Consider the following 13,873-nt stretch of genomic DNA (forward strand, 5'->3'; position numbering starts at 1 on the left):
CTGCCTCTGCTGCTTTTCACCGGCCCGAACGCGACCTGGTGACAGCATATGAGTTTGTCAGTAATCTCCTGCGGCATATGCCGCCTGGCGTTTACGCCTCGCCGTCCTGCACCATCACTTTCTGACCGTTACGCTGCTCGACGATCATCGTCTGCGGCGTGGAAAGCACGATGCCTTCTTTGCGCAGCCGCGTCAGAATATCAAACAGCAGATCGCTCTTCGCGCCGGAAACCTGGCGCGGACTGGTGACGTTGCCGGTCACCGACAGCACAATGCCGGCCGGGGTAAGATCCTTAAAGGTGACGGAAGGCTCCGGCGTATCCAGAATGCGCTCGTTATCGACATAAACGTCCAGCAGCAGCTGGCGCACCTTGACCGGATCGATATCCAGCGGGAACGTCAGCGTAATGGTCGCCACGCCCTGCGCGTTACCCATTGTCGCGTTACGCACGTTCTGCGAGATAAACTGCGAGTTCGGCACGATCACCGTGGATTTATCGCCCAGCTGGATCTCGGTGGCGCGCACGTTAATACGACGGATATCCCCTTCAATGCCGCTGATACTGACCAGATCGCCCACTTTTACCGGCCGTTCGGTCAGCAGGATCAGACCAGAGATAAAGTTTTTAACGATTTCCTGCAGGCCGAAACCGATACCGACCGACAGGGCGCTGACGATCCAGGCCAGCTTGTTCCATTGCAGCCCCATCACCGACAGCGCCAGCAGGATCACCAACACATAGCCCAGGTTACTGAACAGCGTAATCAGCGACACCCGCATCCCGGTGTCCATAGTGGTTTTCGGCAGGAAATCCTGATCCAGCCAGCGGCGAGCCGAACGCAGCACGTAGATGCCGACAATCAGGCACAGCAGCGCGTTCAGCACGTGCGCCGGCACGATGTTCAGCGACTCCAGCCCTTTGCCGCCCCAGAACTCAATGGCTTTTTGCACCAGCTCAATCGGCGTGGCGCTGCTGAATGTGCCGTTCAGCAAGGCTATCGCGGCGATCAGCACCAGCACGGTTTTACCCAGCGCGCCCAGCAGCGCAGCGACCTGGGAAAGGTGGCGCTCGTCGATATTCAGCGAGCGCTGAATGCCTTTGCCGGTGGCGTTGCTGGTAGAAAACAGCGATTCGCTGGCGTCGGCCACCAGGTGGCTGAGAATATAAAACGAGCCGCAGACGATCCCCGCCCAAACCAGCTCGTAGCTCAGAAAGCGCGCCAGCGTGACGTAGCCGATCACCAGCGCCGCCATAATCGCCACGCCGGTCAGCGTGATCGCCATCTGGATCAGGCCAACCAGCGTCGATTTGGCTTCCGGCTGCGCGCCTTCCAGCGCCAGTTTGCGGCGCACGCGATTGGTGCGGAAACTGATAGAGAGCGCCGCCGCGCCGATCAGCAGCGCGGTGATGCCGTTTGCCATCACCGTGGTGGCGACGCTGGTATTGGCGCTGCTGTTAAGGTTTTCCAGCGCCTGAAACACAAACACCAGTCCCGCCATCAGCGGCGGGAAGGGTTTTAACGCCAGCGCTACTTCGTTGGAAATCGTCGGCAGACGCCAGGAAGGCCGACGCGTGGAGAGAAACGCCCGGCCCAGGCCCGCAATCAGACCGCAGAAGATGCTCAGGCCGACCAGCTTATCGGCAAAGGCGCGCACGTCGTCCGTCACGTCAGGATGACGGGTAAAGGCCAGGTTGAGGAAGTTAAAGGCCAGCACCACGGCGGCCAGCGTGGTCAGCGCAATCGCGGCGGCAAGAAAACTGCGGCGCAAACGTCCTTCCGGCAGACGATGAATACCCACCCACGCCAGAAACTCTTCCATATAGCGGCGTCCGAACGTCGCCACCAGGCCCGCTAACACTATCCACACCACCGTGCCCATGCGCCAGTCCGGCTGCCAGGCCAGCACCGCCGTATCGGCCAGCTCGTCAAGAAAGCCTTTCACTTTCTCATTGTCGTTGCTCTGGCTGTTGTACAGCGGCGACCAGAAGCGTGGCCCGAAAATACTGCCCGCGTTCAGGGCCAGCTGGGTCTTTAACGCATCGCGGCGCAGGCTGACGATCTGCGTAGACAGGTTGGTCGCGCCGCTTTTAATCGCTTCCGCCTGGCTAATCTGATCGTCGATTTTTGCCTTCTGGTTTTGCAGATTTTTACGCTTGCTGGTGACTTCCGAAGTCTCTTTAACACCGCTTTCCGGCTTCGGCGGCGGGCCGAGCACGTCAAGCTGGGCCTGAAGCTGAGCACGCTGCGGCGTAATGGCCTGCACCAGCGTGTCGGCGTCGCCGGACAGCTCCTGCGCCATCTCGTTCAGCGCGCTAAGCTTGCTGTCGTTGGTTTCGCCGGAAACCTGCTGTTTGATTTTATCCAGCACCTTCTGCATTTTAGGCAGCTCAACGGCGGCGTTGAGTTTGGCCGGTGCCTCGGCGGTTTGCTGGCTGGCATCATCGTCAGCGGCCCAGCTCAGCGCGGGCGAAAACGCGATCAGCGCAAACAGACAGGCGCGTAAAAAAGTCACTATGGTAGACATGAAAAGTTCCAGATATCAGACAATCGGGCGGGCAAACGCGCGCTATTTTAGGGGTTTGCCCGCCTGAAAACCAGCAGATGCTTAACTATTCAGTAACGTCGCCGTTACCGCCATTGCTGACCATTTCCGCCGCGCGCTGCTTTTTATAGCTCAGGGCGGCGGCGGGAACCGGCGAAACTTTCCCCGTTTCCAACCAGCTGCGCAGACGATTAGCGTCGGCAAAGTGGGTATATTTTCCAAAAGCGTCCAGTACCACCAGCGCCACCGGACGCTGTTTGATGACGGTGCGCATTACCAGGCAGTGGCCCGCCTGATTGGTGAAGCCGGTTTTGGTCAGCTGGATATTCCAGTCCGGCCGGTAAACCAGATGGTTAGTGTTACGGAACGGCAGCGTATAGGGTGGATTGGCGAAGGTCGCCATCTCTTCATGGGTGGTGCTCAGCTGCCCAAGCAGCGGATAGCGCTTGCTGGCGATCAGCAGCTTAGTGAGATCGCGCGCGGTCGACACGTTCTGAATCGACAGCCCGGTAGGCTCTACGTAACGGGTATGGGTCATGCCCAGCTCGCGCGCTTTCGCGTTCATCGCCCGGATAAAGGCGTCGTAGCCGCCGGGATAGTGATGCGCCAGGCTGGCGGCCGCCCGGTTTTCCGAGGACATCAGCGCCAGCAGCATCATATCTTTGCGGCTGATTTCGCTGTTTAAACGCACGCGGGAAAAGACGCCGCGCATTTCCGGCGTATGGCTGATATCCACTTTCAGCATCTCGTTCATCGGCAGATGCGCATCGAGCGCCACCATCACCGTCATCAGCTTGGTGATAGAGGCCATCGGCCGCACCAGATCGGGATGGCTTTCGTAGATCACTTTATTCGTATTGAGATCGACAATCATCGCGCTGCCGGAGGCAATCTGCGGTTGCGCCAGCGAGACCTCGTGCGGGCTGGCAGCGGCCTGATGCACAGCAACCTGTCCGGAAAAAAGCAGGGCCAAACTTAAAAGAGACAAGCGAATTTTTGCAGGCATTATTGAAAACTTAATCGGGTAGTGATTCAGGTATGGCCAGGCCATACGCCGCCGCCGCACAATGCACGCCACGCGGGGGCTGGCGGCGTCATCATACGATGGTGACTCATCTTTTTCCTAAGGGATATTCGTATCCGGGCGTAACGAATCCGCCGTCGGCGACCCGACGGCGGCGACAGTCAGAACAGCCGATAGCCGTAGCCCCAAAGAACCACGGTCATGGCCAGCAGCACTTCAAAGACCAGCACGCCAATCGCCAGCGTCGAGCCGGAAAAGCGCAGGCTTTCTTCCCGGTCGATATTCAGAAACATAGGGATGCCGAGGTACAGCAGATAGCCGGTATAGGCCAGCGCCAGCGCGCCGACAAAAACGCAAAGCCAGACCAGCGGATAAAGCGCGACCAGCCCGCTGATAAACAGCGGCGTAGCGACATAGCCCGCAAAAACGGTACAGCGTTGCAGACTGGGACGTTGCGGATAGTTCCGTGCCATCCAGTGGATCACCCGGCCCATCACCGCAACGCCGCCTAAAATCAGGCCATAAAACAGAATGGCGAGGGCGAAAGCAGTCATCAGTGACAGCTGAACGGTACGCTGCGCGCCAAAGTCCCAACCTAATCGGGTGGTGCCGATAAACGCACAGATCACCGGGATCAGCGCCATCAATAAAACGTGATGGGTATAGTGATGCGAAACGGTTTCGTTTTCTTGCCGGATATCGCGCATTTCACGGTCAGGATGCGCAAGAAGTCCCCAGACATGGTTCATATCTTCACTCCTTTAGCTTTGAGAGGCCGCAGCGGACTGGCGGGTCAGGATAAAGTATAAACGATCGTAAACTGTTTATTTTTTAAACGCTGCATCCTCAGGCTAAGCGGTTCTGTTTGTTACGAAAAAAAGTGCGCTTTACGGCAACTTTTGTCCCGCTTTGGCCATCAACGTTTAGACTAAGAGTCTTTTAGCGCATTAACCGCAGGAGCAAAGGCAAATGGATATCAATCAACTGATCACGCAGTACGGTTACGTGGCGCTGTTTTTAGGCTGTATTGCCGAAGGGGAAACCTTCACGCTGCTGGGCGGCGTGGCGGCGCATGAAGGCCTGCTGCACTACGGTCTGGTGGTGCTGGTGGCGATGGCGGGCGGCATTCTGGGCGATACCGCGCTCTTTTTCCTCGGCCGTTACTACGGCGCAAATATCCTTAAAAAATTTACAAAACATCAGAAGCAGATCAAAAAAGCCAACTCGTTAATCCGTAAGCGGCCGGTACTGTTTGTGATCGGCGTACGCTTTATGTACGGCCTGAGAATTGTCGGCCCGATTATCATCGGTTCCAGCCGCCTGAAGCCACAAAAATTTATGCTGCTGAACGTGATTGGCGCGGTGCTGTGGGCGCTAATTTTCGTTTCGCTGGGCTATATCGGCGGCCAGGTTATCGCGCCGTGGCTGCATACGCTGGATCGCCACCTCAAGCAGATTTTCTGGGTGGTGCTGATTGTGGCGCTGGTCTGGGGAGTAAGGATTTGGTTTAAGCGCCGCGCGGCGCACCAGACGGATGAAGAGTAACGCTGACAGATAAAGGGCGAGGTCGCCCTTTGTCATCGGCTACTTCTGAATATAGAACTGCGGGTTCGCCAGCGTAAAGCCGCCGTCTATCACAAAAGACTGCCCGGTAGTGTAGCTGGCCCATTCGGAACAGAGCCAGGCGACCATGCTGGCTATTTCACGCGGATCGCCCGGTCGGCCTGCCGGGATCTCCGGAATAGAAACGTTACGGGCATCATCATCGCTCATGTCGTTCATCGGCGTGGCGATCGCGCCGGGCGCTACCGAATTTACCAGAATGTTATGCGGCATCAGGCTCAGCGCCATCGATTTGGTCAGGCCGCCCAGCGCATGTTTGGCAGCGGTGTAGGCCGTCGAATCCGGCAGCGGCGTGTGCTCGTGTACAGAGGTAATATTGACAATCCTGCCGCCCTCGCCCTGTTCAACCATATGGCGCGCGGCAATTTGCCCACAGATAAAAGCGCCGTCCACGTCCACGGTAAAGACTTTCCGCCACGAATCAAACGAGGTTTCCAGAAAAGGAGATTTATCGTTGGTGCCGGCGTTATTGACCAGGGCGTCAATGCGGCCGAGTTTACTGATTAACGCCTCCAGCGCCTTGCCGCCCTCCTGCGGATCCGCCAGGTCAAGATGCTGAATTTCCGCTCTCCTGCCCAGTGCACGCACCCGTTCCGCCGTATCCTGCGCGCCCTTTTCATCCGAGCGCCAGGTAATGCCGATATCGTACCCCTGCTCCGCTAACATAATCGCGCTGGCCTTGCCTATCCCGGAATCGGAAGCGGTAACAACGGCAACTTTCTGCTCTGCTTTACTCATGGGTTTCTCCTCGGTCGCTGTAAAAAAGCTAAGTATAGATGAGGGAGATTCAGCGGCATTTACACTTGCTTGCGCTTCCTGACGCCCGTCCCGCCGGACGCTGGCTATAGTTAAAAAACAACCGGCTACCCGAGGAAGGGGCATGAGCAAGATAAAAAGAAAGATCGAGGATCATGGCGTTATCGGGGATTTACGCACCTGTGCTTTAGTCGCCAACGATGGCGCAATCGACTACTTTTGCTGGCCGGATCTGGACAGCCCGTCCGTGTTTACCGCGCTGCTGGACGGCGACGAAGCGGGCCTGTTCAGCATTGAGCCTGACTGGCCGGAGGCGCGCCGCCAGCAGCTTTATCTGCCTGATACCAATATTCTGCAAACCCGCTGGCTGGATCGCAAAGGCGTGGCGGAAATTACCGACTATATGCCGCTCTGCCAGCCGGAAGACCGGCAGCCACGCCTGATCCGACGGGTTAAGGTCATTCATGGCGAAGCAACGTTTACGCTGCGCTGCGCGCCGGTTCATGACTATGCCCGCGCGGAGACCACGGCCAGCCTGAGCGAGGGCGACGTACTCTTCAGCGCGGAGAACCAGCCCACGCTGCGGTTGAGCGGTAAAGCTGACTTCCAGCTGGCGCGCAACGCGGCAACTTCTACTTTTACCTTACAGGCTGGCGAACACCGCGAGTTCGTGCTGGGCTGCGCGGACGACGAGAAGGTGGATGAGGAAAAGACCGCCCTGTGTTTCCAGGATACGCTGCGTTTCTGGCGGGACTGGAGCGCGAAAAGCACCTATCGCGGCCGCTGGCAGGAAATGGTGACCCGTTCGGCGCTGACCCTGAAGCTGCTGACCTCGTGGAAGCACGGCTCGATCGCCGCCGCCGCCACCTTCGGCCTGCCGGAGGAGCTGGGCGGTGAACGCAACTGGGACTATCGTGCCTCGTGGCTGCGCGACGCCTCTTTCAGCATGTACGCGCTGATGCGGCTGGGCTACGTCGATGAAGCCCGCCACTTTACGCATTGGGTTGGGCGCTGCGTCGAAAACAGCCATCACGACGTGGAAAAACTTCAGGTAATGTATCGCATCGACAGCGGTACCGAGCTGCACGAAAGCGAGCTGCTTAATCTTTCCGGCTACGCGAACTCCACGCCGGTACGCATCGGCAACGACGCCTGGAATCAGACGCAGCTGGATATCTATGGCGAGCTGATGGACGCCGTTTACCTGGCTAATAAATATGGCGAGGCCATCTCCCATCGCGGCTGGCTACACGTCAGTAAAATGATCGATCACGTCGGCGAAAACTGGAACAAGCCCGATGCGGGGATTTGGGAAATGCGCGGTGAACCGGAGCATTTTCTGCATTCGCGCCTGATGTGCTGGGTGGCGCTGGATCGGGCGATACGGCTGGGCCAGAAGCGCTCGCTGTCGTTTCCCTATGAGCGCTGGCTACGCATCCGCGACGAGATCCGCGAAGATATCTGGACAAACTTCTGGAATGAAGAACAGGGCCATTTCGTTGCCACACGCCACGGCGACTTTGTTGACGCCTCAATGCTGCTGATGCCGCTGGTGAGGTTCGTCGGCGCGACCGATCCTGACTGGCTGGCGACGCTCGACGTCATTAAAGATAAGCTGGTCAGTGACGGCCTGGTTAAACGCTATAACCGAACCGAAACGCCGGCTGACGGGCTGGAAGGCACGGAAGGCTCCTTTACCGCCTGTTCGTTCTGGTACGTAGAGTGCCTTGCGCGCGCCGGGCGGGTTTACGAAGCCCATTTTGAATTTGAAAAACTGCTAAGCTATGCCAATCCGCTCGGGCTTTATGCCGAGGAGTTCGATCACCAGGGCTATGCGTTAGGCAATACGCCGCAGGCGCTCAGCCATCTGGCGCTGATCAGCGCGGCCTTTTTCCTGAACCGCAAGCTGAACGGCGACGATCCGCTATGGCAGCCCTGACGCGGCGTGCCGCAGAGAACGCTCTGCGGCTAAATTTACGTAAAGCTGGCCTTTGGCCGCAAATGCAGGTTTATTCCTGCTGAGTTATGACCATATAATGTGCAGCCGGTCACAGCCGACCTGCACAGGCTCCTTTATCCACAGTTTACATGGCGCAATACCTTGAAGAATATGAAAAAAAGCATCCGCGCGTTAGCCACTTTACTGCTGGCCGCCACCGCTTACAGCCAGTCTGCTTTTGCCGTGGTTTATAATCTGCCCGCCGCCAACAGCCGTCTTATTGGCGAAAACATTGAAATTACCGTGCCTCAGGACAGCAAACTGCCGCTGGAGGCGTTTGCCGCACAGTATCAGATGGGCCTGAGCAATATGCTCGAAGCCAATCCCGGCGTGGATGTCTATCTGCCGAAAGCAGGCTCAAAACTGATCGTGCCTCAGCAGCTGATCCTGCCCGACGCGCCGCGCGAAGGGGTGGTGATCAACAGCGCTGAAATGCGTCTTTATTACTATCCGAAAGGCGGTAAGACCGTGGTCGTGCTGCCGGTCGGCGTGGGCGAACTGGGTAAAGATACGCCGGTAAACTGGACGACAACGGTACAAAGCAAGAAAGACGGCCCAACCTGGACGCCGACGAAAAAGATGCATGAAGACGCCGCGGCGGCCGGTTCGCCGCTGCCGCCGATCTTCCCGGCCGGCCCGGATAACCCGATGGGCCTTTACGCGCTCTATATCGGCCGCCTGTACGCTATCCACGGCACCAACGCTAACTTTGGCATCGGCCTGCGCGTCAGCCACGGCTGCGTGCGTCTGCGTGCCGACGATATCAAATGGCTGTTCGACAACGTGCCTGTCGGTACGCGCGTACAGTTTATCGACCAGCCGGTGAAGGCGAGCGTGGAGCCGGACGGCACCCGCTATATCGAGGTGCACAACCCGCTGTCGCAGACCGAAGAGCAGTTCAACTCTCGCGAGCCGGTACCGCTGACGCTGACCGCCGCCGTGAATAAAGTGGTTGGCGACGCCAGCGTGGACAGCGCAAGCCTCGAAGCCGCGCTGAAAGCCCGTACCGGCATGCCGACCAAGGTCAACGGTGCGTCCGGCAACGGCTATGCGGCCCCGATCCCTGTTCAGGAGAACAACAGTGCGCAGCCAACAGAGCAGCCAACCACGCCAGTTACGCCGCAGGGCGCTAACGTGGGCGGCGAGGCGGCTCCGGCGGCTACGGTAGACGGCCAGCCCGCGACCGTAGACGGTCAGGCCACCGGCGAAGGCGCAACCGACGCGCCGCAGGCACCGGCGGCAGGCGACAACGGCTTTGTCGTGCCGGCGCAGCCTGGCCCGGTTTACGATAAGACCACCAAACCGGCAGCGAAAGTCGCGGTGCCAGCGCAGTCGTAACCGAACTCGCTCACTCACCAGCAAAAACGGGCCTTATGGCCCGTTTTTTATTGCACGCCGTGGGCTTTCTGACCGTTCTCTCCCGCAACTTTCATTTTTTTCTCAACCTGTTCTGTGATCGTTTTCAATAATTACTACATTCCTGCCAGAGATTATTTTTTAAACGGCTACGTTTTAAAAACGCAACGACATCCCATTAAAACAATAATGGCCAGCAAGACTTATCTTTCACCTCTGGAAGGCAAAAATGGCGAAAAAAAGTAATGCTCAGGATATTGATAAACTGATCGAACTGGTGGGCGGAAAAGAAAATATAGCAACGGTGAGCCATTGTATTACGAGGCTCAGATTTGTGCTTAACGATCCGGCGAAAGCCAGGCCCAAAGAGATTGAAACGCTGCCGATGGTGAAAGGCTGTTTTACCAATGCCGGTCAGTTTCAGGTGGTTATCGGCACGGATGTCGATGACTGGTATCAGGTATTGCTCAAACAAACACAGCTTAGCGGCACCGATAAAGAAAGCGCCAAGCGGGTCGCCAGGCAGAATATGAAATGGCACGAAAGCCTGATCTCGCACTTTGCCGAAATCTTTTTCCCGCTGCTGCCGGCGCTTATCAGCGGAGGGTTAATATTAGGCTTCCGTAATCTGATTGGGGATTTACCGCTTTATAACGATGCTCCGCTTACCGCCGCGTCGGTAGTATGGAAAAGCGTTTACGATTTCTTGTGGTTAATTGGCGAGGCGATCTTCTTTTATATTCCGGTAGGCCTGTGCTGGTCTGTGGTTAAAAAAATGGGCGGTACCCCGATTTTAGGGATCGTGCTGGGGATCACCCTGGTTTCGCCGCAGCTGATGAATGCTTACCTGTTAGGCCAGCAGGTGCCTGAGTCGTGGAATTTTGGCTGGTTTACTATCGATAAGGTCGGCTATCAGTCTCAGGTTATCCCTTCAATTCTGGCTGGCCTGACGCTGGCATGGATTGAGCTTAAGCTGAAGCGTATCGTGCCGGATTATTTAACGCTGGTGGTGGTGCCGGTGGTATCGCTGCTGATCGCGGTGTTTCTGGCGCATACCCTTATTGGGCCTTTTGGCCGCATTGTCGGTAACGGTATCGCCTGGGGCGTAAGCCACCTGATGACCGGGCCTTTTGCCCCCGTCGGCTCCGCGCTGTTTGGCTTTTTGTATGCCCCGCTGGTTATCACCGGCGTGCATCAGACCACGCTGGCGGTAGATTTACAGCTGATCCAGAATCTTGGCGGCACACCGGTCTGGCCCATTATCGCCCTGTCGAACATGGCGCAGGGGTCAGCGGTGCTCGGCATCATCTTTATGAGCAAAAAAGTGAACGAGCGTGAAATCTCCGTACCAGCGGCTATCTCCGCTTATCTGGGCGTAACCGAACCGGCCATGTACGGGATCAACATGAAATACCGTTTTCCCATGCTGTGCGGCATGGTGGGATCGGCCTGCGCCGGTCTTATCTGCGGGCTTTCCGGCGTGATGGCGAACGGGATTGGCGTTGGCGGGCTGCCGGCTATTTTGTCGGTTAAAACGCAATATTGGGCCGTGTTTGGCATGGCGATGGTCGTCGCTATTGTTATTCCGCTGCTGCTTACGATGGCGATTTACAAACGCAAACAGGCCGCCGGCAAGCTGCTGGTAGTCTGAGAAAAGGCCGCTAAAAATGACGGAGCGTTAGTCCGTCTGCGGCGAAGACCTCCGGGCGCTACCATTTCAGGCCCAGGCCGGTGGTAAAGTTACGCTCGTTGAGCGTATCGCGCGTGCCGCTGACCAGGTTATGGCCGTAGCTGACGTTCAGCGAAGACCAGCTGGTCAGCTGGTAACGCAGGCCGACTTCCGCATCCAGCGTAAAGATGTTGCCATCCAGCGAATGCCCCGCGTCGCCGTGGCTGAACAGCGCAATCTTTCTGCCCTCAAGAAAGCGCTGATAGTCCCAGCGCAGCGACGCGCCTAAATGACTGTCATAACTGCCGTCGCTATAGCCATAGGTAAACGCGCCGCCCAGCAGGGCCAGCGAGAAAGAACCCAGCTCGTCATCCCAGAACTGATAGCCAGGACCGGTGCCCAGCAGCGCCTGTTCGGAAAGATCCTCCACCCAGTCGCGCTTGTAGCTGGCCCTGCCCTGCCAGAACAGCCGATCCTGAAACTTATAGTCCAGCGCATAGCGAAGGCTGTAGTTTTCGGTGTTCATGCTGTCGTCTTCTTTTTCGCGCGTATAGGTGCCGCCGAAATCGTTACGCCATTTGCCCACGTTGACCTTGTTGTTGTAAGCGAAATGCGAGTCCTGAGTATGGGTAGATGCTTTTTTCAGGCTGACGCCCACATCGATATTGCCGGTCCAGGTCAGCGCGTCGGTTTTGGGTTTAGGCTTCATAAATTCGTCGAACTTCGCAACCTGAACGCGTTGCTCGTCATCGCCGCGCCGCACCACAATATAGCCCCGATCGGCGGCTTCCAGCTGCGCTTTAAACACCGTATCGCCGCTGCGCAGATCTATCGCCTTTTCACTGGAAAGCGTGCTGACCGCCCCCCAGTCCAGCGAAAGCGTACCGCCGTAGCTGCTGTCCATCACCAGTTTGCCGTCGCTTAACGAGCGGATGGTACCGCTGAGGCGATCGCCATTTTTCATCCAGACCGTATCGGCGCGGGCAGCCCCCGTCGCCAGCACGGGCAGTAATAGCAGGCCGGTAAGCCGCGGGCGAAATAAAGAATAAGACATAGGCGTGAACAGAATCCTCTGAAACGGTGGACGAGTGTCTTTATATCCTGGTTGATAACGCGGGCGCTAAGCACGGGAATATATCTGATAAATAAGGCGATTAACGTTATATGCTGCGTTAGTAGGCGTTATCAGACACTATTTCGGTCATCTTACTGTCATCAAGCCTGCGTACATCTTCAGACAGGTGTCTCTTTTTCGCTGACGGCTGAGAGGATTTATGAGCGACAATAGCGCAGTACCGCACTATCCGGCGGCCAGCAGTCGCCCCGTTTTCCAAAAGAACAGTCGGCTCTCCGTGCTGCTGTTTATTCTGCTGCTGGTGCTGGGCATCGCCTTCGCCGGCGTGAACCTCTTTCGTGACGTCAGCGACGCGGGCGGCGCCAGCACCAGCTACGTTCCCTATCTGCTGCTCGGCATGGCGCTGCTGATTGCGCTGGGCTTTGAGTTCGTCAACGGCTTTCACGATACGGCCAACGCCGTGGCGACGGTGATCTATACCCACTCGCTGACGCCAACCGTGGCGGTGATTTGGTCGGGATTTTTTAACTTCCTGGGCGTGCTGCTTTCCAGCGGCGTGGTCGCCTTCGGCATTATTTCGCTGCTGCCCGTGGAGCTGATTTTACAGGCGAGCAGCGGCGGCGGCTTCGCGATGGTTTATGCGCTGCTGTTTTCCGCTATTCTCTGGAACCTGGGCACCTGGTGGTTTGGCCTGCCCGCCTCCTCTTCCCATACGCTTATCGGCTCTATTATCGGCGTCGGCGTGGCGAACGCGCTGATCCACGGCCGTACCGGCACCAGCGGCGTGGACTGGGATCAGGCGCTGAAAGTGGGCTATGCGCTGCTGCTGTCGCCGGTAGTGGGCTTTGTCTGCGCGGGCCTGCTGCTGCTGGTGATGAAGCGCGTGGTGAAAAATCGTCGCCTGTATAGCGCGCCGCAGGGCAACCGCAAGCCGCCGGTGTGGATACGCGGGCTGCTGATTTTAACCTGTACCGGCGTCTCTTTCGCGCACGGTTCCAACGACGGTCAGAAAGGCATGGGGCTGATAATGCTGATCCTGGTCGGCACCATGCCGATGGCCTACGCGCTGAACCGTTCTATCCCTGCTGAACAAAGCCCGCGCGTGGCGGCGCTGGCTACCGTGACGCAACAGGAGCTGCTGCGCCAGTCGTCCGGCGTGCCGATGCCCGCTTCGCCCTACGACGTGCTGACGGCCTACGTGCGCACCACCACGCTGACGCCGCAGGTTCTTCCCGCGCTGGCGCAGCTAACCGGCGCTATTGGCGATCAGATCCGACAATACGGCACCGTGGATAAGATCCCGGCGCAGGCCGTTTCTAATACCCGCAATACTATGTATCTGGCTTCGGAAACCATCAAGCATCTGAAGAGCGAACCGCAGTTCAGGCTGCCCGCGCAGACGCAGCGGGATCTGGATGCGCTGAAGGCAGAGCTGGATAACGCCACGCGCTTTATTCCCTGGTGGGTGAAGGTGGTGGTCGCTATCGCGCTGGGTCTGGGGACGATGGTGGGCTGGCGCAGGATCGTGGTAACGGTGGGTGAAAAAATCGGCAAAACGCACCTGAGTTACGCCCAGGGCGCCAGCGCGGAGCTGGTGGCAATGGCGACTATCGGCGCCGCAGATGGTTTTGGCCTGCCGGTTTCCACCACGCACGTGCTCTCTTCCGGCGTGGCGGGCACCATGGCCGCTAACCGTTCCGGGCTACAGCTTGCCACGCTGCGCAACCTGGCCATGGCCTGGATATTAACGCTGCCGGTGTCGATCCTGCTTTCCGCCTCGCTTTACTGGCTTTTTACCCGCTTTTAACCGCCGCTTCAGGCTGCAT

The 13,873-nt window shown here is 57.7% G+C and carries 10 protein-coding genes; 5 read left to right on the forward strand and 5 right to left on the reverse strand.

The features are described from left to right. Window positions 1-91 precede the first annotated feature (91 nt). The 3 genes from QZH36_RS05825 to QZH36_RS05835 all read right to left on the reverse strand — a co-directional run bounded on the left by QZH36_RS05825 (window position 92) and on the right by QZH36_RS05835 (window position 4,318). Window positions 92-2,527, reverse strand: coding sequence for a DUF3772 domain-containing protein (locus tag QZH36_RS05825; protein ID WP_301729811.1), 2,436 nt, complete (start codon window positions 2,525-2,527; stop codon window positions 92-94). 85 nt (window positions 2,528-2,612) lie between these two features. Beyond that, window positions 2,613-3,551: a D-alanyl-D-alanine endopeptidase gene (gene pbpG, locus QZH36_RS05830; RefSeq protein WP_253454811.1), complete on the reverse strand. Its 939-nt coding sequence runs from the start codon at window positions 3,549-3,551 to the stop codon at window positions 2,613-2,615. Window positions 3,552-3,730: 179 nt separating this feature from the next. Continuing rightward, on the reverse strand, window positions 3,731-4,318 hold the full coding sequence (locus QZH36_RS05835) for a Yip1 family protein (protein ID WP_125288822.1): 588 nt from the start codon (window positions 4,316-4,318) through the stop codon (window positions 3,731-3,733). Window positions 4,319-4,538: 220 nt separating this feature from the next. On the opposite strand from QZH36_RS05835, the gene QZH36_RS05840 reads away from it, so the two are divergent. Continuing rightward, entirely contained in the window at window positions 4,539-5,114 is a 576-nt protein-coding gene (locus QZH36_RS05840; RefSeq protein ID WP_253454812.1) for a DedA family protein, read from the forward strand. Window positions 5,115-5,153: 39 nt separating this feature from the next. Here the strand turns inward: QZH36_RS05840 and QZH36_RS05845 are convergent, their stop codons facing one another. Next, window positions 5,154-5,930, reverse strand: coding sequence for an SDR family oxidoreductase (locus tag QZH36_RS05845; RefSeq protein ID WP_253454813.1), 777 nt, complete (start codon window positions 5,928-5,930; stop codon window positions 5,154-5,156). Between the two features lie 142 nt (window positions 5,931-6,072). Here QZH36_RS05845 and QZH36_RS05850 point away from each other — a divergent pair, with 142 nt between their 5' ends. From QZH36_RS05850 to treB, 3 genes are all read left to right on the forward strand, one after another. Further along, entirely contained in the window at window positions 6,073-7,887 is a 1,815-nt protein-coding gene (locus QZH36_RS05850) for a glycoside hydrolase family 15 protein (protein ID WP_253454814.1), read from the forward strand. Window positions 7,888-8,058: 171 nt separating this feature from the next. Next, window positions 8,059-9,285 carry a L,D-transpeptidase family protein gene (locus QZH36_RS05855; protein WP_253454815.1) on the forward strand — a complete coding sequence of 409 codons (1,227 nt, stop codon included), beginning with the start codon at window positions 8,059-8,061 and terminating at the stop codon, window positions 9,283-9,285. Window positions 9,286-9,532: 247 nt separating this feature from the next. After that, window positions 9,533-10,954, forward strand: a complete 1,422-nt coding sequence (gene treB / locus QZH36_RS05860) for a PTS trehalose transporter subunit IIBC (protein WP_253454816.1) — start codon at window positions 9,533-9,535, stop codon at window positions 10,952-10,954. A gap of 58 nt (window positions 10,955-11,012) precedes the next feature. Here treB and QZH36_RS05865 read toward each other — a convergent pair whose 3' ends face one another. After that, a complete protein-coding gene (locus tag QZH36_RS05865; protein ID WP_301251281.1) occupies window positions 11,013-12,026 on the reverse strand; it encodes a DUF481 domain-containing protein in 1,014 nt (337 codons plus the stop codon). A 220-nt stretch (window positions 12,027-12,246) separates the two neighbouring features. Between QZH36_RS05865 and QZH36_RS05870 the strand changes: the two genes are divergently transcribed. Next, window positions 12,247-13,854, forward strand: coding sequence for an inorganic phosphate transporter (locus QZH36_RS05870; protein WP_253454818.1), 1,608 nt, complete (start codon window positions 12,247-12,249; stop codon window positions 13,852-13,854). Window positions 13,855-13,873: the final 19 nt, after the last annotated feature.

The organism is Erwinia wuhanensis (assembly GCF_030484085.1).
Lineage (GTDB): Bacteria > Pseudomonadota > Gammaproteobacteria > Enterobacterales > Enterobacteriaceae > Erwinia > Erwinia aeris.